Raw genomic sequence first — 20,111 nt, forward strand, 5'->3', positions numbered from 1 at the left:
CCGAGATAAAAAAGGCCCGCAGCGATGCGGGCCTTTCGTTATTCCTGCAAGATCGCCAGCGCCGCCTCCTGGCCGCTTGCGAGTGCCGCCTCGACGGTGCCCATGTCGCGGCCGCGATAAAGTGCTTCGCCGGAGAACAGCAATGGCCCGTCCGCACGTCCGAGAAGCTCCTGGGCGTTGCGCGTCCGTGGTGTTGCCCACGAATAGGCGCCGCGCGCGAAGCGGTCATGCGCCCAATTGATCGCAGCCGCCGCCACCAGCTCACGCGCGATGTCGTTGCGCGGCAGGCCGAAGATGGCAGCGAGCGAGCCAAGCCCGGCATCGATCAGTGCTGGCGGGTCGAGGCTTGCCAGCTCCGTCGTGCGCGGGCCGCCGAACCAACCCGTGAGGACGGGATGCTGGTCCGGGTAGCGTGTCCACCACACGGGAATGCTCTCATCAGACAGCAGGAAGGTCATGCTCGCGAGGTCGTGCTTACGCTCGCGCCACCATGGCCGGGCGAAGCGCAGCAAAATCTTGATGACGTTGCCGAAGCCGATGTCGTCGGCAGCCGCAAGCTTGGCACGCGCACTCTCCGGCAAGGAGATGTCGCGTAGCAGAGGCAATGGCACTGTGAGGATCACGCGACCGCAGGCGTGCACTTCGCCTTCGGCGCAGCGAACGACCACCGCGCCGCCCTCCTCCGAGATCGCCGACACGACGCAGCCGAGGCGGATGATGACGCCGCGCCTGCGACAGTCGGCCGCCAGGAAATCGATCATCGCACCGTAGCCGCCATCGATACGCGCCTGCGGCGCGTGCCCGCCGTCCATCCATTCTGCTCGCAGTGCCAGCGTGGAGGCGCGTTCGGGATCGGCCGCGTCGTAGCCTTCGACCATTCGCTCGATCGAATGGCGCATCGGCGCGTAGTTGTCGCCTGCAAAATGCCGGCGCAGGAAGTCGGCGACGGTGAGGTCGTCCTTCAAGTCCCGCAGTTTGGCGTGAAGCTCCGCTTCGTGGGGATCGTGACGATCCTCGCGCGCGAGCTTCTTGCCGTCGAAGCGCCACCGCTCACCTTCGATCTCTTGAAATGACAGTCCAGCCTGAAGCAACAGTGCGCGCGTGACCGGCGCCTCGCCATGAACGAACTCGGCGCCGCCATCGGCGGGATAGCCGAACTCCGAGGCCGGCAGCGGATGGATGCGGCCGCCGCAGCGCTGGCGCGCCTCCAGGATCGTCACCTTGCGGCCTGCACGCGCCAATTCGCGCGCCGCCATCAGGCCGGCTGCGCCCGCACCGACGATAACGATGTGCTTGGATTGATCTGACATGCCGGCGCTTCACCTCGCCGCTGCTGGCGGAGCGTTCTCGATCAGGTATCGCAACAGCAGGCCGAGCTGCCGCGTGCTCGCCAGCGGACGCCAGCGGCTGGGATGCGTACGGCCGTCGCGGCTCGAGTGCATCAGGCAGATGACGCAAGGCTTCACGAGATTCTCCGTCTCTCAGGCCGCCGATCCGCCGCCGGCTGTTTCCTTGGCGGGATCGCTCGCGATCACCGCCAACGGGTTGAGCCTTGGCGGCGCGACGAGCTGGAGCGTGTTGGTGTCGCGGTGATTGAAGGGCGCGCCGCGCACGAACAACTCGGTCTGGATCAGATAGGTCCAGCTGCCGTCATTGTTGAAGGTGATGTCGCAACGGTAGGCATCGGTGCGAAAGGCCTGCTCCAGGAAATCGGTCGAGCAAATCCCGTAGGCGGTGTCGCCGCGCTTCGCGCTGACGGAGATCGTCCTGTCGTCCGGCCCGGCCTTGCCCGAGGCCAGCAGCACCTGCCCGCGCGGTATGGCAAGGGTCTGCATGATCAGCCCGGTCGCGGGCTCCCACAACCAATAGCCGACCTGGTCGTGGAAGGTGATGTCCTCCTCCGGTGTATTGATGTGGATGTGATAGCGCAGCCCGTAGAGCAGCTGCGGTCCGTTGGCCTGCGGATCGATCGGATCCATGCGGATGCGCTCGATAAAGGTCCTCCGCTCCGGACCGTCCGCCTTCGGATTGACGTCGATGCCCTTGTCCGCCTGCCAAGTGCCGGCAAGACGCCGAAGCGGGCCGAGATTGGCGAGGCTATCGGGCGAGACGTCCTCGGGCTCGGTGAAGATGTCGGCTGGAATGGGAAGCATGGCTGTCCTCGCGGGGAAGGCTACGAAGAACAGCCATAGCACGCAGGCGCGACTGCGGCGCGTGCGCGCGCCTGACAGTTGCGAATGGACTTAGGCGCTACGTGCAGGCGGCAGCCGGCACAGAGAGAGGCTGCGCAACTGAGCTCGCGCCAGAGCCCCGCGCTCAGGCCGCTTCGGAAACCGATTTCGCACGCTGCTCGAGCACGCCGATCGTCGCGACCAGATTGTCGCGTCGGGCGCGAAGATTGGCCGCAAGCAGCGGATAGGTCGGCTGGTTCGGGTCAAACATCCCGGCACGAGCCTCCTCCTCGAGAATGTCGGTGTTGATCAGCCGAACGCGCCACCACAAATCGGCGATCAATGCGTCGAGCCTGAGTTCATCAGCAGCACCAGAACGGGACACTTTTTGCATCACTTGCCTCAACCTGAAACGGCCCCTCCGCGGAGGCCAGAGCTTGGATCCTGACTGAGCAAGCGGGATGCCAGGGATGGAGGGACGCACGGGCGGGCGCCTTCGGAGGCGGGTAATGGCCATTTCGCAGTGATCCGGCGCCGGTTCCCACTCGTTCTAGCCCCAGAGGTCGCTTGTCGAGGCGCTATGATCGCTGCTATCCGGGCTATAGAGGTGCCAATCCGGGCTGAGGCGGGTTACCCCCGGAGGCTTCCGGCGCGGCCGTCGATTGGTGCGAGCAAAGGGCCGAAGGCAAAGGTGGACTGGGCTGATTTGATCGGGCGCGTGGCCTCTCACCACGACAAGGAGGCTTTCAGGCGGCTGTTCGAGCATTTCGCACCCCGGATCAAGGGGTTGATGCAGAAGGCCGGGTGCAGCCCCGACGAGGCCGAGGAGATCGCACAAAACGCCATGATCGCCGTGTGGCGGAAGGCGGGCCTGTTCGATCCTGCCACCGCGGGCGCGGCTGCCTGGATATTCACGATCGCGCGCAATCAGCGGATTGACCTGCTCCGCCGCAGGGCACGGACGGGCCGCCTGGAAGCCGTGTCTGATCTGCCCGATGCACCGGACCCCGCCGAACCGGCCGATGCGGTCATGTCCCGCGTACAGGACGCCGCACGCATCGAGTCCGCCATCAAGCAACTCTCGGCAGAGCAGATCGCCGTCGTCAGGTTGTCGTTCATCGAGGAGAAGGCGCACCCTGAAATCGCGAGCCTGCTCGGCATCCCGCTCGGGACGGTCAAGTCGAGAATCAGGCTGGCGATGAACCGGTTGAGAGACGTATTGGACGAAGAAGCATGACGATCAGCCACCATCCGCCTGAAGAACTTCTGGCCGATTTCGCGGCCGGCAAGCTGGAAGAGGCCCATCAGCTGGTCGTCGGCGTGCATGTTGCGGGATGCCCACGATGCGCCCGCTTCGTGCGCGCCATCGAGCAGCTTGCTGGCGCGGCGCTGGAAGAGGCCGAGCCGGTGCCGACCGCCCCAGATGCGTTCGACCGCATCATGTCGCGAATTGATGAATCTCCGGCCGACGCAAAAGCGCCGCCGCTTGCGGCCGACATGGACCACGATGTTCCGCCGGCCCTGAGAGGCTATCGCATCGGCAAGCGTCGGCGCGTGGCGCCGGGCCTCAGCATGCGGCCGATCGAGCTTTCCGGTTCCGGTACGGCGCGCGCCTTCCTGCTTCGGTCTGCGCCGGGCTCGCGCATGCTCGAGCACACCCACACCGGCACCGAGCTTACGCTCGTGCTCGAGGGCAGTTTCAGCCACGAGGGCGGACGCTTTGGTCCCGGCGATTTCGACTATGGTGACGACGAGGTCGACCATCGTCCGATCGTCGGCGACGAAGGCCCCTGCCTCTGCCTGGTCGCGATGACCGGCGACCTGCGCATGAACGGCTTGCTCGGCCGTTTGATCGGGCCCTTTGTGCGGCTGTAATTCTCGTCCGCCCCTTCCTCAGGAGTGATCTGGGCCTGCGCCCAAAGCGTTTTCAAAGAAACGCAAGGGATACAGGACATGGCCTGTTCGAGCCTGGCAAGTCAGGTGCAAGGCGAGAAATTGCCCGAACTGCTGGCGCGCGTGGCCTCGGGTGAGGCACGAGCCTTCGCGGAACTTCACACCCTGACACGAGGCAGACTGCGCCGCATTGTGCTGGCCGTTGGAGCTTCGCCTCATGACGTCGACGATATTCTCCAGGAAAGCTTTCTGAAGGTTTGGCGCAACGCGGACCGGTATGATTCCGGACGGGCTCCGGTCATGGCCTGGATGTCCACGATTGCCCGGCACGCCGCGATTGACCATCTGCGGGCGCGAAGACAGCCGACCTTCGAGCTGGACGAGGCTATTCTGGTTCCAGCGGTTTCCGGCCCGTCACCTGTCGGGGATTTCGACTACGCCAGCGCCGAACCGATCGCACGGGGGGCGTTGGCTCGCCTGCCGGAAGATCGCCGCAGGCTGGTGGCCTTGGCCTACCTCGAAGGCGAGAGCCGGGCGAGCCTGTCACGGCGCTTCGGCGTACCGGTCGGCACCATCAAGACGTGGTTGCACCGAACCATTATGGCCGTGCGCAAGGATTGCCTCGCGGCATCTGCCGCAGCCTGAATCCGGAGGATGCGCGCATGGCCGCGAAAATCATTGAATTTCCCGAGCGTAGGCACGAGGACCGGCTTGTCGCCTCGATCGCACGGCTGGAGGCCATTGTCAGAGAGGTGGAGCGGGTTGCGGCCGACGATCCAAAAGCCGGCCTCGATGCAGTCCTTGCTGCGATGGAACGCATGGGCCATCGGCTGGTCGATCTCGCATGCCTGTTGCTCGACGAAGAGAAGAGAGCGCAGGCTCAGATGGCGTTCATATGCCTGACCGACAAGATCGCGGAAACCAGAGACACTTTCGAGCGACCTGACCGGGGATCATCGACCTGATTGGCCGGGTATCGTTGCCCGGATCAACGCCACTTCGCTCCGTCGAGCAGCGCCTGCTCAGTGGGCCAGCTTATGCGCGACGAGGTATCCGACCCAGGAACTGAAGCCCGCGAGCAGCGATCCCCAGCAGACGTCCGCAAGCGTCAGCCCGGTCGACCAATTCCGCAGGGTCGCCTGATTGGTGAGATCATAGGTTGCATAGGTGAAGCAGCCGAGCAGCACGCCGGAGGTCAGGGCGCGCAACGCGCTTCCGTCTTGCTGCGCCGGCAGCACGGCGAACCAGAGCAGACCGATGGGATAGAGCAAATAGAAGACCGCGGCGGCGGCGAGGTTGGGCTCGGCCCGCAACATGTCGCCCAGCACCGGCCGGTAAAGCCGCTCGACCATGATGTTGAGCCAGATCATATCGACTACGACGAAGGTCACGGCCACGGAGAGGTAGGTGAAGAGAAGATTCATGTCCGCGGTCCCCCGTGCGGTTGCTTCTTGCCGATTGTCGCGCCGGCAGCAGGTAACGCGCGAGGCGCTATGCCGGATCACGTCCGGGCGCTCACTTCCGCGGCCATGGGAAGAATGCGTTGGTCCGCGCCTGATATGCCCGATAGAGATCGCCGCGCGACTTCAGCATCTGTTCCTCCAGCGGCGGTATCCCCGTCACGTGCACGAGGATCCAGTACATGATCGCCGGCGCGGCCAGGCTGGCCCAACCCCAGGGGTATCCGGGCGAGAGCGCGATGACCGGGTAAGCCAGCCACCCCAGCCATTCGAAGAAATAATTCGGGTGTCGCGACCATCTCCAGAGGCCCACGTTACAGACCAGCCCGTGGTTGGATGGGGAGAGCTTGAACCGGTGCAATTGCTGATCCGCCAATCCCTCGCCCGCGATAGCCGTGAGAATGATGAACGCTCCGACATAGTCCTGCAGCCGCAATCCAGGCTCGGGCGCGTGGGCCGCGAGGAAGATGGCGAACGGCAGCGGCACCGAAACCAGCGCCTGCGATTGCAGGAACAGGAACATTCGGCGAGGGGCCGCCGCCCCCCATTGGCGCGCATAGTTGGCATAGCGCGGATCGTCGATGCCTGCCGCCGCGCGGCGTGCAATGTGCGTACCCAATCGCACCGACCAGAGCAGCGCGAGGCCGGCCACGAGCACACGGCGTGCCGGCGAGCCGTCCTCCAGAGGCCACAGGGCGGCGACCGCACCAACGAGGCCGTTCGCATAGGACCAGATCGCATCGACCCATCCGGAATTTCCGGTGCGCTGCTGAACGACCCAGGCCAGTCCCATCAGGAGACACAGGGCCAGCGCAATGCCGCCGATCGCCTGAAGATGCACAAGAATCATGCCGACACCAACATTAACCTCCCCTCGATACGTCCGCTGCGGGAGCCGGTTTCGCTTCGGCGGCAGGTATGTGCGTCAAGGGTAAGGTGATCCGCATCATCGCGCCAAACGTTTCCAGACCGATGGTTTCACCGACCGTGGTAGACGGTATTGCAGTGGGGGCGACAGCGAATGCGTTTGGCCGTGATCGGGACGGGGATTGCCGGCAATGCTGCCGCGTGGCTCCTGTCGAAACGCCACGCCGTGACAGTCTACGAGCGCGAGCTGCAGCCGGGGGGACATAGTCATACCGTTCGCGTCCAATATGACGGAGAGCCCGTCGATGTCGACGTCGGCTTCATCGTGTTCAACGAGGCGAATTATCCACAGCTGACGGCGCTGTTCGCCCATCTCGGCGTGACCACCGTCGAGACCTGCATGAGCTTCGCCATGTCGGCCGATCATGGCCGTTTCGAATGGCGCGGCGGCGGCGAGACCCTCTTGCAGACGGCCTGCGGCCTGTTTGCACAACCGAGCAACCTCGGGTCGCCCTCCTATTTTCGCATGCTCGCCGAAGTCCTGCGGTTCAACCGTCAGAGCGTGACGGACTTGCGCGCGGGCCGCCTGCACGGGCTGACGCTCGGCGAGTATCTGAGCAGGGAATCGTTCGGGCCGCGCCTGTTCTCCGACTATCTCGGACCCATGGGAGCGGCGATCTGGTCGTCCTCGTCGGCCGACATCCTGTCCTTTCCGGCGGAGAACTTTGTCGCCTTCTTCGACAATCACAAGCTTTTGCACCTGGGCCGGCCGCGCTGGCGAACGGTCGAAGGCGGCAGCCGGCGCTATGTCGACAAGCTCACCGCTTTGTTCAAGGACAACATTCGGCTAGGCTGTGCCGTGACGTCGGTCAACCGGGCGGAGCATGGCGTGACCATCCGCGACAGTCATGGCGGTGTTGAAACCTACGATGCCGTGGTCATGGCCTGCCACAGCGATCAGGCCCTGGCGGCGCTGTCGGATGCCGACGCCCACGAACGGTCCATCCTCGGCGCGATCAAATACGCTCCCAACACCGTCTATCTGCATCGCGACCGCAATCTCATGCCGAAGCGCCGCCAGGCATGGGCGTCCTGGAACTTCCTGCAATGGCCGCGGCAGACGGCCGTCCAGAACGACGTGGCGGTGACCTATTGGATGAACCGGCTGCAGGGCATCGACGACCGCAAGCCGTTGTTCGTCAGCCTCAACCCGCCTTTCGAACCGGCACCTCATCTGACATTTGCGAAATTCAGCTTCGACCATCCCCAGTACGACATGGCTGCGTTCGCGGCGCAGCGACGGCTCCCGGCCATTCAGGGTCGGCGCCGGACCTGGTTCTGCGGTGCGTGGACCGGCTACGGCTTTCACGAGGATGGCTTGCAGGCCGGCATCTCCGTTGCCGAAGCACTCGGTTGCGCGGTTCCATGGCGGCAGCCGGACTCGTTGCTGGTCCAGGCAGCCGAGTAGCGTGATGGCCCGCACGAAAACTGCCGAAGCCGAGAATGCGACAGCACCAGCGGCGCTCTACTGGGGAAAAGTGATGCACGCGAGGTGGCGGCCGGTGCAACACCGGTTCACCTACCGCGTGATGAACCTGTTGATCGACCTCGATCGCTTGAACGAAGCGGATCGCCAGTCCCGACTGTTCGGCGTCAATCGAGCGGCCCCCTTCAGCTTCCACGAGTGCGATCACGGCGACGGTAAAGGCGCGTGCCTGAGCCAGCACGCCCGACGATTGGCGGCGGAGCGCGGCGTCGACCTCTCGGGCGGTCGCGTTCTCCTGCTCTGCTATCCCAGAGTCCTGGGCTACGTGTTCAACCCGCTTTCGGTCTACTTCTGCTATGCGGCATCCGGCGATCTTGCGTTGTTGATCTACGAGGTCCGCAACACCTTCGGCGAGACGCATTCCTATGTCGTGCCCGTGCAAGACGCGCCACCGGGCCGCGCCATCAGACAGGACCAGGCGAAAGAGTTCTACGTTTCTCCCTTCATGGAGATGGGAACACATTACCGCTTCAGCATTTCTCCACCCGGCCAGGATGTGACGATCCGGATCGTGCAGACGGGGGAGCAGGGCGCGATGTTCGCGGCAGCATTTTCTGGTCGACGTCGTGCTCTGACCAGCCGCTCGCTACTGGCGGCGCTCTTCGCTCTGCCCTTCCTCACGTTCAAGGTCATTGCAGCCATTCATTGGGAAGCGATGCGGCTTTGGCTGAAGGGGGTCCCCTACCTGCCCCGCTTGAAACAACGCGAGACTTGACCATGGACCTCGCCGCCGCTCGTCACTCTCTTCAGTTCGATGGGGTTCCATTCCTGGGTCGCCTCGCCTTGCGCCTGGCATCGCAGCTCAAATGCGGCACCGTTCATGTGCACCTTCCTGACCGGAGGCTTGTGACGTTGCGCGGCGAGCTTCCGGGTCCGTCGGCCACGATCGAACTTGGCAATTACAGGTTCGCGCGCAGCCTTGTCCTGGGCGGGGACATCGGCATGGCCGAAGCCTACATCAGAGGCGATTGGACCACGCCCGATCTCACCCAGCTTCTTTATCTCTTCTGTCTCAACGAAGACCTGGTCGACAACGCCTTTGCCGGGAACCTGCTCGTCCGTTTATGCCGGCGGGCGCTTCATCGGCTGCGCCGAAACACGAAAGAGGGCTCGAGGCACAACATCCACAGGCATTATGATCTCGGCAACGAGTTCTTCGGGGCGTGGCTGGATTCCAGCATGACCTACTCGTCGGCCCTGTTCTCGGCCGAGACGGCCGACCTGCCCGCTGCTCAACGCCACAAATACGAACAGCTGGCAAAGGCGATTGAACTGCAGCCCGGCCAGAGCGTGCTCGAGATCGGATGCGGTTGGGGCGGTTTCGCCGAGTTTGCCGCAAAGACTTACGGCGCCAACGTGCTGGCGCTCACCATCAGCGAGGAGCAGCACGAATTTGCCCGCCGGCGGATTCACGAAGCCGGGCTCGCGGAAAAGGTCGAGGTGAGGTTGCAGGATTATCGGGACCAGGATGGCCGCTTCGACCGCATCGCTTCCATCGAGATGATCGAGGCCGTCGGCGAGCAATTCTGGCCGGCCTACTTCAGCCAGCTGTCCCAAAGGCTGAAACCGGGTGGGCTGGCAGGCATCCAGGCAATCACGGTCCGCGACGAGCTGTTCGACAGCTACCGGCAGCGCGTGGACTTCATTCAGCGCTACATCTTCCCGGGCGGGATGCTGCCTTCGGCCACCATCCTGCGCTCGCTCGGCGAACGCTTCGAGATGCCTGTGGTTCGCGAGCGCGTCTTCGGACAGGATTACGCGAAGACGCTCGCACTTTGGCGCGACAATTTCAGCCGGGCCTGGACCGACCTCACCTCGCTCGGCTTCGACGAGCCGTTCCGCCGGCTCTGGGAATATTATCTGTGCTACTGTGAGGCCGGGTTCAGGGCCGGAAAGATCGACGTCGGGCAGCTGGTGTTTGCAAGGCGGGGATGAGGCGGGCTCAGGGCGGCGGACATGGAGACGTCTGCCACGAGGGAATTGGACGCACCGGCCATATTTTAAAGCGAGGTCGCGCCGGCAAGGGGGCGATCAATATTCCCGGACGCGGCATCCGACTGCAGCAGACGAGCTCCGGGCCAATCCCCGCTGCGAATGAGGCGTTCGACGACGTCGCGCAGGAGATCGCCAACCTTGCGGACCGGGCGGCCGGGATTGCTCCTGGTGGCCACATAGCTGCGCAATTTGATCGATGGCTCGATCGGCAGAATTTGCGCACGTTCCGTCGGTTCTTCCGTTGCGAGCGCCACGCGCGGGAGAATGGTATGGCCGCGGCCTTCGCGCGCGAGGGCTTTGAGCTGCCCCACGGAGTTGATCTGCGCCCCGAATTTCAGAGCGAGATGATGAGCCTTCGCGGTCTTGCTCAGCAATGGGCGCACGGGGTGCTCGCCATCGGTCGTGTAGATGAGCCAGCGGGGGAGTTGCTCCAATGCAATGCTCTGGCGCCCCGCTGCCTCTTCGCCAACTCGCCCGAACAACACCAGTTCGTCCTCGGCAAGCTCCGTCAGCGACAGGCCGTCGGCCTGGTCATCGCCATAGAGGATGCCGGTGTCGATCTTGCCCGACCGGAGCCAGCCGCGCAGGTCGCCCGTCAGACCTTCGAACACATGGACTTGCGCGCCTGGAAACTTGAGCTCGAGAGCCTGCAGCAGCGGCAGCGTCAGCACCGAGGCCATGCTCACGGGAATACCGATGGTGACTTCCCCCGCCACGTCGGCGGCTTCTTGCACCTCGCGGCGAGCCAGGTCGAACTGGGCACGGATCTGGCGGGCATGATCCAGCAGGATCTCGCCGCAGGGGGTCAGCGTCACACCGCGCGCGTGACGGAACAAGAGCTGGACCCCCAAATCGGCTTCCAGGGCCGCAATCTGGCTCGAAAGCGCCGACTGGGCGATGTTGCCACGCGCAGCAGCCGTCGTGATGCATCCATGAGTCGCAACATTCTGAAAATGCACGAGCTGTTTGAGATTCATGGGTGCGCCATTGCAGCCGGACCGATCCGTCAGCGATCTTAAAATCAGATCGCAGTCAGCGCAATTTACTGTTTGATGAATTTTAAGGCAGGCCCGAAGATTGCCTCGCCGGTTAGCAGACCGTTCCAGAGGGAATATGACGAGCAGCAGAAATCACAACGGCCGGTGGAGCCGTCGCGACGTCGCCAAGGGGTTGCTGGCCGCACCCTTCATTCTGTCCACCGCGGCCCAAGCCCAGTCGTCCGCGAAGTACGAGTTTGGCGTGGCCGGCATCGACCCGATCTACAGTGCGCCCTATGTCGCGTTCAAAAAGGGATACTTCAAGGAAGCCGGCATCGATGTGGGCTATTTGAATTCCCAGAGCGGACCGCGCACCAAGCAGATCCTCACGGCGGGGCAGGTGCTGGTGGGATGCAGCGGCGTCAACGACGCCCTCGCCACCACCGTCGCCGGCAAGCCCACCACGGTCGTGTTCGGGCTTGATCGCAGAATTACCTACGCGAACATCCTGATCCGCAAGGAAGACGCCGGCAAGTTCAAGTCGGTCGCCGACCTCAGTGGTCAGCGCCTGGCCGTGACCCAGCTGCAATCGGCCACTTGGCTGATGGCCGTCTTCATCACCGAGAAGGGCGGCGCCAAGGATGTCGATATCCGCGGCCTCGGCGACTTTGCGACCATGCTCGGTGCGCTGAAATCGAAACAGGTGGCCGCGACGATCGCGACCTCGGCCATGCTCGAACAGATGAAGGGCGAGGACTGGGCGGTGCCGCTGTTCAGCATCGGCGACGATGCCAGCTGGAAATCGACCTTCGGCGGCGATGTCCCGGGGATCGGCTGCTACGTCCTGCAGGAACAGATCGAGAAGAATCCGGCAGCGATCCAGGCGGCCGTCACCGGCCTCGTGAAGGCGCAGAACCTGATAAACTCCAGTACGCCCGAGGAGCTCGCCGAGCTGCTGCACGAAGACTACATGAACTCGCTGCCGAAGGAGACCGTGAAGAGCGGCCTGACCTTCTACAAGCAGAACGTCTTCTCGCCGGACAACATCATTTCCGAGGCCAGCTACGCGCTTCTCTCCGACATCATCAAGGATCGTCAGTTCACGCCCGACCAGATGGCGAAGATTCCTTACAAGTCGGCGATCAACATGGAGTTCGTGCGCAAGGCGCGCGCGGCATGAGCGCGATGATCGAGCTTCGTCACGTCGGCAAGTCGTTCGAGAGCAAGAGCGGCGAGATCGTGAAGGCCGTAGGCGACGTCTCCCTGACCATCGAGAAGGGAGAGTTCGTCTGCATCGTCGGACCGTCCGGTTGCGGCAAGAGCACGATCCTCAACATGATCGCGGGCTTCATGCCGCCGACCGCAGGCGAGATCCATGTCGACGGCGCGCGCGTCGATCGCGACGTGCCGGCTTCGCTCGGCTACATCTTCCAGAAGGACACGGTGCTGCCCTGGTACACGGTCCGGCAGAATGTCGGCCTCGGCCTCAAATTCGCCGGCGCGGCCAGGAAAGACACCGACAAGAAGATCGACCGGCTGCTGCGGCTCGCGCATCTCAGCAACTTTGCGGACGCTTATCCGCATCAGCTGTCCGGCGGCATGCGCCGCCGGGTCGCGCTGTGCATGAGTCTGGCGGTAGATCCGAAGATCCTGTTGCTCGACGAACCGTTCGGCGCCCTCGATACCCATACGAAGACACATCTGCACAGCGAGCTGCTCGAGATCTGGCGCGAGCTCGGCCAGACCATCGTCATGATCACGCACGATCTCGACGAGGCGGTCACGCTCGCCAGCCGCGTCATCGTTCTGTCGTCGCCCCCCAGCCACATCCTGCTCGAAGAAGTGATCGACATTCCCTATCCGCGCGACGTCTTCGAGCTGCGGCAATCGAGCCAATTCACCGCTCACATCCAGCGCGTCTGGAAGGTGCTCGGCAACCAGTTCAGGGCGGCAGCATGAGCAGCGACCAGGTGCAGATCGCCGGCCCGGAGATTTCCGCAGGCCGCGCGTCCAGGACGCAGCCGCGGCGGCGTTCGGCCGGCGGCTTGCGGATCACGCTCACGCAAGTGCTGATCCTGGCGGTAGCGCTCGGATTGTGGGAAGCGCTGACGCGCATCACCTGGTTCCAGCAGAATACGATCTTTGACCCGTTCTTCATCAGCCGACCTTCGCTGATCGGCGCACGCATCTGGCAGTGGATGCAGCCGGGCAAGAACGCCATCTGGCCCCATCTGGCGTCGACGCTCTATGCCACCGGCTTGGGTCTGCTGGTCGGCACGGCGTCCGGCTTCGCCGTCGGCGTGATGCTCGCCCAGAGCCGGTTCTGGGCCAAGGTGCTCAACCCCTTCATCGTCTCGATGAACTCGATGCCGCGCATCGCCTTCGTGCCGTTGATCACGATGCTGTTTGGCCTCGGTCTTGCCTCGAAGGTCGTGACCGCGTGGTTCATGGTGTTCTTCCTCGTCTTCTTCAACACCTACAAGGGCGCGAACAGCGTCGAGCAGGAACTGGTGAATTTCTGCCGGACGCTCGGCGGCCGGCGGTCGCAGATCCTGTGGCGCGTGCGCATTCCGACGGCTGCGGCATGGACCTTCGCAGCGCTGCCCAACGCGATCAGCTTTGCGCTGATCGGCGTGGTGCTTGCCGAGTTCGTGGGTTCGACGACCGGCGTCGGCTATCTCCTGACGACGGCGCTGGCGACGCTCAATGCGACCGACATGTTCGCCTCGATCGTCATCCTGAGCCTGGTCGGCGTGGGTCTCGTATATCTGATCAGCGCGATCGAGCGACGACTGCTGCATTGGTCCTCCGAATTCCGCAACGATTGAGGCGCGCATGCCGAGCAGCAATTTCGTCAAGACGGCTTGCCCGCACGACTGTCCGAGCGCCTGCGCGCTGGAAGTGGAGCGCTTGTCCCCGACCCGCATCGGACGCGTCCGCGGCAGCGCCGAGAACAGCTATACGTCGGCCGTCTGCTGCACCAAGGTGTCGCGCTATGCCGACCGCGTGCATCATCCCGACCGGCTGGCGCAGCCGATGCGGCGCGTGGGCGCCAAGGGATCGGGTGATTTTGCGCCGATCAGCTGGGATGACGCGCTCGACGAGATTGCGGACCGGTTCACCCGCGCGACACAGAGCCATGGATCCGAATCCGTCTGGCCCTATCATTCGGGTGGCAATATGGGCGTCATCCAGCGCTGGGGGCTCGACCGGCTGCGGCACGCCTTCCGCTATTCGCGTCAGCAGACCACCATCTGCGTGACGCCGGCGGAGTCGGGCTGGAAGGCCGGCATCGGCGAATTGCGCGGCTGCGACCCGCGCGAGATGGTCGATGCCGATCTGATCCTGATGTGGGGCGGCAATCCCGTCTCCACCCAGGTCAATGCGATGACTCACATCGCGCGCGCACGCAAGCGCGGTGCGAAGCTGATCGTGGTGGACGTCTATCGGACGCCGACCATCGCTGCGGCGGATATCGCCGTCATCGTCCGCCCCGGCACCGATGCCGCCCTCGCGCTCGGCATGATGCACGTCCTCTTGAAGGAAGGATTTGCTGATGAGGCCTATCTCGCGGGGCTGACAGATTTCGACGAGGACGTGAGGCGTCACATCGAGAGCTGGCCGCCGGAGCGGGCGGCGCAGGTGACGGGCGTCGACGTCGCGCAGATCGTCGAGATCGCACGGCTTTACGGACAGACCAAGCGCAGCTTCCTGCGCCTCGGCTTCGGCTTCACCCGCTCGCGCAACGGCGCCGCCAGCATGCACGCGGTGTCCTGCCTGCCGGCGATCACGGGTGCCTGGCAGCACAAGGGCGGCGGCGCGTTCTTTCTCGCGCTCGACAATTGGCGCCTCGACACGACGTTGGCGCATGGTCTCGACATGCGCGATCCCGACACGCGCATTCTCGACCAATCGCGCATCGGCGCCATCCTGACCGGCGACCCGGTCGCCCTCAAGGGCGGGCCGCCGGTCGCCGCGATGATCATGCAGAATGCCAACTCGGCCAATGTGGCCCCGGATAGCCGCAAGGTGGCCCAGGGGCTCGGCCGGGAAGACCTGTTCCTTTGCGTGCACGAGCAGTTCATGACGCCGACGGCGCGCTATGCCGATATCCTGCTGCCTGCGGCGATGTTTCTCGAAGCGGACGACATCTACTACGGCCTCGGGCACACCTACATCACCGCGGGCCCCCGCGTTCTCGACCGCTATCGCGAGAGCTGGACCAATCACGAGGTGGTCTGTGGCATCGCGCGGCGGCTGGGATCCGATCATCCGAGCTTTCGCATGAGCGCGTTCGAGCTGATCGACAAGACGCTCACTGCGTCGGGACGGGGAACGGCGGCGGAGGCCTTCGGCACCGGCTGGGTGGAATGCGCCGAACCGTTCGACGACGCTCATTTCACCCATCGTTTCGCGACCGCGGACGGCAAATTCCATTTCAAGCCGGATTGGGCCGGGATCGGCCCGTACGGTCACGGCATGCGACCCTTGCCCGACTTCATGGAGAACTATGAAGTTGCCGACAGCGAGCACCCGTTCCGTCTCGTTGCTCCGCCGGCGCGGACCTTCCTCAACACCACCTTCACGGAAATCGAGAGCTCACGGAAGCGCGAAGGCGCGCCTCACGTGATCATCCATCCCGAAGACGCCGCGCGCCAAGGCGTGGCCGATGCCGACATCGTGCAGATCGGCAATCGCCGCGGCCGGCTCGAACTGCCGGCGAAGATCGACCAAAGCGCTCGTCCCGGCGTCGTGATCGTCGAGGGAATCTGGCCGAATGCGGATTTCTCGGGAGGCCTTGGCGTCAACCAGCTGATTGGCGACGATCCGGTCCCGCCAAACGGCGGCAGCGCCTTCCATGACACCGCGGTCTGGATGCGTCGGCCGGGTCAGGATGCGGTGATCGGAAATAGCTGAAGAACCGCGCCGCGGACATCCGGGCCGAAACCTGAGCTGCACACCGGCCTGCGTTCCACCGGCGGCTTGGCTACGCAGCTCGGTTGTGAGAGCCGTGGTGCCCAGGGGCGGGCAACGAAAACTTATTAATTTCTGACACGTAGCATAAAGTCGGACACCTGCTCGTCACATTGATCTTCATAGCATTTTTGGGCCGTTGTCCCACCAGCACACTATCGCGAGATCAAAACTGGCGGGGGCCAAATCGTCTCCAAAATTTCCACCAATTTCACCGCCTAGCCCACTGCTACAATGGCGATTTTGCGCTGCAAGTTAAAGATAATTTGCCGGGCAACAGATGTGCCCGCGATGCGCCACGAACGCTGACATCCCGCTCATTCGCCTCCAGATTGCTGCATTGACAATATACATCTTTTTAAAGCAGATTACCATACTCGCGCAAAACGGGAGGCATAAATGGCCGACAACAAAAAGTCTCTGAAAATCGCTAACACCCAAGAACTAACTAAAGAGAAGATTGCGGAAATCAGTAAGATACTTGCGGACATTGAAGCAGGAAAAATCAAACCATCCCTGTTCAGCTTGCACGTCAAGGTTTGATATGCCGAACGCAGGCGCGAGGGACTGGTCAAGCCACATCGACTACACCTCGCGCTTGTTTATTTTCAAGGTTGCGAACTTTTGCAATATCAATTGCTCATATTGTTACATGTACAATATGGGAGACCGATCATTCGAAAATCGACCTCCTACAATGTCAAGGGCGGTTGCAGAAGCCGCAATACATCGAATTTACGAATACTGCCTAGCGCACAACATTTCTGAAGTCGTAATTACGCTGCATGGCGGCGAACCTCTTTTGGTGAAGCGGTCCTGGTATCTCTGGTTTTTTGCTATGGCCAAAGAAACGTTCGGGGACCTCGTGAATGTCGATTTTGCGTTGCAGACGAATGGGCTTTTGCTCACGGATGAGTGGATAGATTTCCTCATTGAGCATGAAGTCGGCTTCGGGATCAGCATTGATGGCCCAGCGCACATCAACGATAAATTCCGCGTCGATCATAAGGGTAGAGGGACCTATGAGCGAGCCGAAGGCGGAATTAAACGTTGCGCGGGTCGGCGTGATTTAGCGGGAAAGTGGGGAATTCTCGCAGTGGCAAACCCAGCCTATTCGTCAGTCGAAATTTTCGATCATTTACGACAACTAGGTGTAAGTAGGTTTGATTTTCTGCTGCCAGATTACAATCACGACGCTCCCCCGCCGTGGAATGCTCAACAACTGACTGACTTTTATACCCGGCTATTCGATCATTGGTATCGTCAGAACGACCCCGGTGTTCGAGTGAGATTTTTCGAAGCCATCATCAAAGGCCTGCTTGGTCAACCGCCGGGCATAGATGCCCTTGGCGTTCATCCAGTTTCAGAAATTGTGATCGAAACGGATGGGGGATTAGAACCCCTAGACGTGCTCCGCACCTGCGCGAATGGTTTCACTAATCAGGGGCTTAATGTTTTGAGCAATACAATAGACGACCTCCGCAACACTGAGGTTTTCCGGCTCGGTCTGCTCAACCAGAATGATTTGCCTCAGACCTGCAAGGATTGTGAAGCTTATGAAACTTGCGGAGGAGGGTATTTACCTCATCGATATGGCCGTCACACGCAATTCAAGAATGAGAGTATCCACTGCGAGACACTTTTGAGCCTCATTCGATATATTCACGCAGTGGTCTCAGACGATTTCGCGCGCGCAAACTTGCTGTAAGGGAGCAAAGATGGATGTGCATTTGTGCGCAAAAAAAAACGGCAATCTAGTCTCAGTTTGGGACGTTGAAACCCTGAGAGTTGCAGCGGCCAATCTTCCTATCAGCCATCGCAACATTGAGGAATTTGACCTCCAAACAATGAACTTCTTCGCATCGTACGACGATGCTAACTTGAAATCTTTTATCGATCATATGTGTCGTATTGATGCCGCAGACGTCAGGACCCCCCTCATACTTTCTTCGAACGGCGACATCTTTGACGGTATGCATAGATTGGTAAAAGCGTGCCGATTGCAAATGGCGGAAATTGCGATCGTACAATTTAGAACCGATCCTCCCCCGCTTCGAATTATCGAGGTGTAATCGCAAAAATGGCTGCAGATTTCCGGCGTGCACAGCGGCATGCATTTCAAGGTTACGGTGACAGTGCACTCAACTGTGATTTTGCGGCCGCTCGAGCTGAAGCCAAGGCTGCGACCCATCACTATAATTTGCCTGCCCTCGCCGCGCTCGGCCGCTACCTTCGATTCTCGGGCAAGCGGCCGAGCCGGCCGATCGAACTGGCCAACGAGAGAGAGGGGACCCAAGGGCGGAATCGAACCATCCGGCTTCGCCCTTCGGGCTACGCCGGGACGAGCTCTCGCTCGGGGGGTCTTTGGGTTACGGAAGCACCGAAATTAAATGGTGCCCAGGGGCGGAATCGAACCACCGACACTGCGATTTTCAGTCGCATGCTCTACCAACTGAGCTACCTGGGCGTGCTCCAACAGAGGGGCCAAAGCCCATCGAGCGGGCGGTTTATAGTGGGCTCGGGGCGGCCTGTCCACCCGGCTTCGCCAAGAGGCTTCGCCGGGCGCGGCCCGGCTGTGCACAAGGTGGGGTGGCCCGGGTGCGACTGGCCGATTTGGCCTGCAAACGATTGGAATTATTTGTCTATTCTACGTCGTCGGTGTCGTCGTCGCGGCCGGGGATGACGTAGGAGCCCTTCAGCCAGCGGTTCAGGTCGACGTCGCGGCAGCGGGACGAGCAGAACGGGCGGGTCTTTTCCGACTGCGGCTTGCCGCAAATCGGGCATGCCTTCGGCGGGCCGGCGGACTTTTCGACTTGGTCATTCATGAGGTCGGCAGCTTACACGGGGTGAACGGCTTCAAGCGCCTGTCGGCTAACGGGTTCCCGGAGCGGCGGCGTAGGGAGCCGGTGGGGCCGCTTCTACTATGCATGGGGTTGTTTTCGCGGTTTTGTTCGGGCCGCGGCCTTCGGCTCACACGGTGGTGGTGTTGAGCCAGCCGAAGCGGATCGGGAAGCCCTCGCCGCCGAGCAGCGTCGTGGTCTCGTAGAGCGGCAGGCCGACGACGTTGGTGTAGGAGCCCACCATCTTCACCACGAACGAGCCGGCGATGCCCTGCACGGCGTAGCCCCCGGCTTTGCCGCGCCATTCGCCGGAGCCGATATAGGCCTGGATGTCGTCCTCCGAGAGGCGCTTGAAGCGGACGCGGGTCTCGACCAGGCGCTGGCGGAAGGCCTCGCGCGGCGTGACCAGGCAGATCGCGGTGTAGACGCGGTGGTTGCGGCCCGACAGCAACCGCAGGCACTGCGCGGCCTCGTCCACGAGGTTGGCCTTGGGCAGGATGCGGCGGCCCACCGCCACCACCGTGTCGGCAGCGAGGATGAAGGCGCCGCGCAGCTCGTCGTCGAGCTGCACCGATTTGAGCGCGGCATCCGCCTTGGCCCGCGCGAGGCGGTTGGCGCAGGCGCGCGGCAGCTCGCCCCGTCGCGGCGTCTCGTCGACGTCGGCCGGCCGGAGCGCATCCGGCTCGATGCCGGCCTGGTTGAGCAGCGAAAGGCGCCGCGGCGAACCGGAGGCAAGTACGAATTTGGGGCGGCCGAGCATCAGGTGATTTGGGGGATGGCAGCAGGGGTGAATTGCGCGCGGAACCTATCGGAAGGGGGCTGATTTCACAACCCGGGAACCCGAGGTTTGGTGATTCGAGGCTTCGGCATGGAAGTGCCTGCATCCTGTGACGCCGGTGTAACGGGCGCCGCATGCTACCCGCTCGCCGCGCCCGTCTTGGCGAACCGACGGCGGATGCGCATCAACAGCTGGTCGCAGACCTCGCGGTAAGCGGCGAGCTTCTGGTCGCGGCTGCCTTCGATGGTGGTGGGATCCTGCGTCGGCCAATATTCGACGTCGGCGGCGAGCGTGCGGGTCAGCTCCAGAGCCTTGTGATGCGCCTCGGGCGAGAGCGTGATGATGAGGTCGAAGTTCAGTCCCTCCCAGTCCTCCAGCTCCTCGAAGGTCTGCGGCTTGTGGCCCGAGATGTCCTGGCCGAGCTCGGCCATCACGGCGACTGCGAACGGATCGAGCTCGCCCTTCCTGTTGCCGGCCGACTTCACGTAGAGGCCCTGCGGAAACATGTGCAGCAACAGGCTCTCGGCCATCGGCGAGCGCACGCTGTTCATCGCACAGGCGAACAGCACCGATTGTGGATCGCGTGCGCGTGGCGGACCCGCCATCGCGC

The 20,111-nt window shown here is 62.7% G+C and carries 23 protein-coding genes, 1 tRNA gene and 1 pseudogene; 14 read left to right on the plus strand and 11 right to left on the minus strand.

Annotation, left to right across the window (positions count from 1 at the left end; translation table 11 throughout):
• Window positions 1–38: 38 nt before the first annotated feature.
• The 4 genes and pseudogenes from AC3WLX_RS18325 to AC3WLX_RS18340 all read right to left on the minus strand — a co-directional run bounded on the left by AC3WLX_RS18325 (window position 39) and on the right by AC3WLX_RS18340 (window position 2,565).
• Entirely contained in the window at window positions 39–1,310 is a 1,272-nt protein-coding gene (locus AC3WLX_RS18325) for a flavin monoamine oxidase family protein (protein ID WP_492336990.1), read from the minus strand.
• Between the two features lie 84 nt (window positions 1,311–1,394).
• A pseudogene (locus tag AC3WLX_RS18330) lies at window positions 1,395–1,466 on the minus strand (2-hydroxy-3-oxopropionate reductase); the annotation flags it as partial.
• Window positions 1,467–1,481: 15 nt separating this feature from the next.
• Entirely contained in the window at window positions 1,482–2,153 is a 672-nt protein-coding gene (locus AC3WLX_RS18335) for an FABP family protein (RefSeq protein ID WP_492336991.1), read from the minus strand.
• 163 nt (window positions 2,154–2,316) lie between these two features.
• A complete protein-coding gene (locus AC3WLX_RS18340; protein ID WP_492336992.1) occupies window positions 2,317–2,565 on the minus strand; it encodes a hypothetical protein in 249 nt (82 codons plus the stop codon).
• 297 nt (window positions 2,566–2,862) lie between these two features.
• Between AC3WLX_RS18340 and AC3WLX_RS18345 the strand changes: the two genes are divergently transcribed.
• The 4 genes from AC3WLX_RS18345 (at window position 2,863) to AC3WLX_RS18360 (ending at window position 5,029) form a co-directional block, all read left to right on the plus strand.
• The gene (locus tag AC3WLX_RS18345; protein WP_291621684.1) at window positions 2,863–3,408 is read left to right on the plus strand and encodes a sigma-70 family RNA polymerase sigma factor; all 546 of its coding nucleotides are present in this window, start codon (window positions 2,863–2,865) and stop codon (window positions 3,406–3,408) included.
• A complete protein-coding gene (locus tag AC3WLX_RS18350) occupies window positions 3,405–4,046 on the plus strand; it encodes a ChrR family anti-sigma-E factor (protein ID WP_492336993.1) in 642 nt (213 codons plus the stop codon). The genes AC3WLX_RS18345 and AC3WLX_RS18350 overlap by 4 nt, the downstream gene beginning before the upstream one ends.
• 78 nt (window positions 4,047–4,124) lie before the next feature.
• A complete protein-coding gene (locus tag AC3WLX_RS18355; protein ID WP_492336994.1) occupies window positions 4,125–4,709 on the plus strand; it encodes an RNA polymerase sigma factor in 585 nt (194 codons plus the stop codon).
• 17 nt (window positions 4,710–4,726) lie between these two features.
• On the plus strand, window positions 4,727–5,029 hold the full coding sequence (locus AC3WLX_RS18360) for a hypothetical protein (RefSeq protein WP_492336995.1): 303 nt from the start codon (window positions 4,727–4,729) through the stop codon (window positions 5,027–5,029).
• Window positions 5,030–5,086: 57 nt separating this feature from the next.
• Here the strand turns inward: AC3WLX_RS18360 and AC3WLX_RS18365 are convergent, their stop codons facing one another.
• Complete coding sequence (locus tag AC3WLX_RS18365; protein ID WP_492336996.1) at window positions 5,087–5,488, minus strand: DUF2177 family protein; 402 nt, start codon at window positions 5,486–5,488, stop codon at window positions 5,087–5,089.
• Between the two features lie 91 nt (window positions 5,489–5,579).
• Window positions 5,580–6,374, minus strand: coding sequence for a DUF1295 domain-containing protein (locus AC3WLX_RS18370; protein WP_492336997.1), 795 nt, complete (start codon window positions 6,372–6,374; stop codon window positions 5,580–5,582).
• Between the two features lie 171 nt (window positions 6,375–6,545).
• Between AC3WLX_RS18370 and AC3WLX_RS18375 the strand changes: the two genes are divergently transcribed.
• The 3 genes from AC3WLX_RS18375 to AC3WLX_RS18385 are packed head-to-tail and all read left to right on the plus strand — an operon-like array spanning window position 6,546 to window position 9,872.
• Window positions 6,546–7,859 (plus strand): NAD(P)/FAD-dependent oxidoreductase, encoded by a 1,314-nt coding sequence (locus AC3WLX_RS18375; protein ID WP_291621672.1) that lies wholly within the window; start codon window positions 6,546–6,548, stop codon window positions 7,857–7,859.
• 4 nt (window positions 7,860–7,863) lie between these two features.
• Entirely contained in the window at window positions 7,864–8,652 is a 789-nt protein-coding gene (locus AC3WLX_RS18380; protein WP_492336998.1) for a DUF1365 domain-containing protein, read from the plus strand.
• A 2-nt stretch (window positions 8,653–8,654) separates the two neighbouring features.
• On the plus strand, window positions 8,655–9,872 hold the full coding sequence (locus AC3WLX_RS18385) for a class I SAM-dependent methyltransferase (RefSeq protein WP_492336999.1): 1,218 nt from the start codon (window positions 8,655–8,657) through the stop codon (window positions 9,870–9,872).
• Between the two features lie 65 nt (window positions 9,873–9,937).
• On the opposite strand, the gene AC3WLX_RS18390 is transcribed toward AC3WLX_RS18385, so the two are convergent.
• Window positions 9,938–10,909 carry a LysR family transcriptional regulator gene (locus AC3WLX_RS18390; RefSeq protein WP_492337000.1) on the minus strand — a complete coding sequence of 324 codons (972 nt, stop codon included), beginning with the start codon at window positions 10,907–10,909 and terminating at the stop codon, window positions 9,938–9,940.
• A gap of 136 nt (window positions 10,910–11,045) precedes the next feature.
• Here AC3WLX_RS18390 and AC3WLX_RS18395 point away from each other — a divergent pair, with 136 nt between their 5' ends.
• The 7 genes from AC3WLX_RS18395 to AC3WLX_RS18425 all read left to right on the plus strand — a co-directional run bounded on the left by AC3WLX_RS18395 (window position 11,046) and on the right by AC3WLX_RS18425 (window position 17,955).
• Complete coding sequence (locus tag AC3WLX_RS18395) at window positions 11,046–12,089, plus strand: ABC transporter substrate-binding protein (protein ID WP_492337001.1); 1,044 nt, start codon at window positions 11,046–11,048, stop codon at window positions 12,087–12,089.
• On the plus strand, window positions 12,086–12,868 hold the full coding sequence (locus tag AC3WLX_RS18400; RefSeq protein ID WP_492337002.1) for an ABC transporter ATP-binding protein: 783 nt from the start codon (window positions 12,086–12,088) through the stop codon (window positions 12,866–12,868). The genes AC3WLX_RS18395 and AC3WLX_RS18400 overlap by 4 nt, the downstream gene beginning before the upstream one ends.
• Window positions 12,865–13,737, plus strand: coding sequence for an ABC transporter permease (locus AC3WLX_RS18405; protein WP_492337003.1), 873 nt, complete (start codon window positions 12,865–12,867; stop codon window positions 13,735–13,737). The genes AC3WLX_RS18400 and AC3WLX_RS18405 overlap by 4 nt, the downstream gene beginning before the upstream one ends.
• Window positions 13,738–13,744: 7 nt before the next feature.
• Window positions 13,745–15,826: a molybdopterin-containing oxidoreductase family protein gene (locus tag AC3WLX_RS18410; RefSeq protein WP_492337004.1), complete on the plus strand. Its 2,082-nt coding sequence runs from the start codon at window positions 13,745–13,747 to the stop codon at window positions 15,824–15,826.
• A 456-nt stretch (window positions 15,827–16,282) separates the two neighbouring features.
• Window positions 16,283–16,426, plus strand: a complete 144-nt coding sequence (locus AC3WLX_RS18415; protein WP_492337005.1) for a hypothetical protein — start codon at window positions 16,283–16,285, stop codon at window positions 16,424–16,426.
• 1 nt (window position 16,427) lies between these two features.
• Entirely contained in the window at window positions 16,428–17,591 is a 1,164-nt protein-coding gene (locus AC3WLX_RS18420; RefSeq protein WP_492337006.1) for a radical SAM protein, read from the plus strand.
• 10 nt (window positions 17,592–17,601) lie between these two features.
• Complete coding sequence (locus AC3WLX_RS18425; protein WP_492337007.1) at window positions 17,602–17,955, plus strand: ParB N-terminal domain-containing protein; 354 nt, start codon at window positions 17,602–17,604, stop codon at window positions 17,953–17,955.
• Between the two features lie 319 nt (window positions 17,956–18,274).
• Here the strand turns inward: AC3WLX_RS18425 and AC3WLX_RS18430 are convergent.
• The 4 genes from AC3WLX_RS18430 to AC3WLX_RS18445 form a co-directional block, all read right to left on the minus strand.
• Window positions 18,275–18,350: transfer RNA gene (locus tag AC3WLX_RS18430), tRNA-Phe, on the minus strand.
• Window positions 18,351–18,525: 175 nt separating this feature from the next.
• On the minus strand, window positions 18,526–18,708 hold the full coding sequence (gene yacG, locus AC3WLX_RS18435) for a DNA gyrase inhibitor YacG (protein WP_492337008.1): 183 nt from the start codon (window positions 18,706–18,708) through the stop codon (window positions 18,526–18,528).
• A 145-nt stretch (window positions 18,709–18,853) separates the two neighbouring features.
• Window positions 18,854–19,483 carry a Maf-like protein gene (locus AC3WLX_RS18440; RefSeq protein WP_225113370.1) on the minus strand — a complete coding sequence of 210 codons (630 nt, stop codon included), beginning with the start codon at window positions 19,481–19,483 and terminating at the stop codon, window positions 18,854–18,856.
• Window positions 19,484–19,638: 155 nt separating this feature from the next.
• Complete coding sequence (locus tag AC3WLX_RS18445) at window positions 19,639–20,106, minus strand: arsenate-mycothiol transferase ArsC (RefSeq protein ID WP_492337009.1); 468 nt, start codon at window positions 20,104–20,106, stop codon at window positions 19,639–19,641.
• Window positions 20,107–20,111 lie beyond the last annotated feature (5 nt).

This window comes from Bradyrhizobium sp. FW305-F6 (assembly GCF_058782905.1).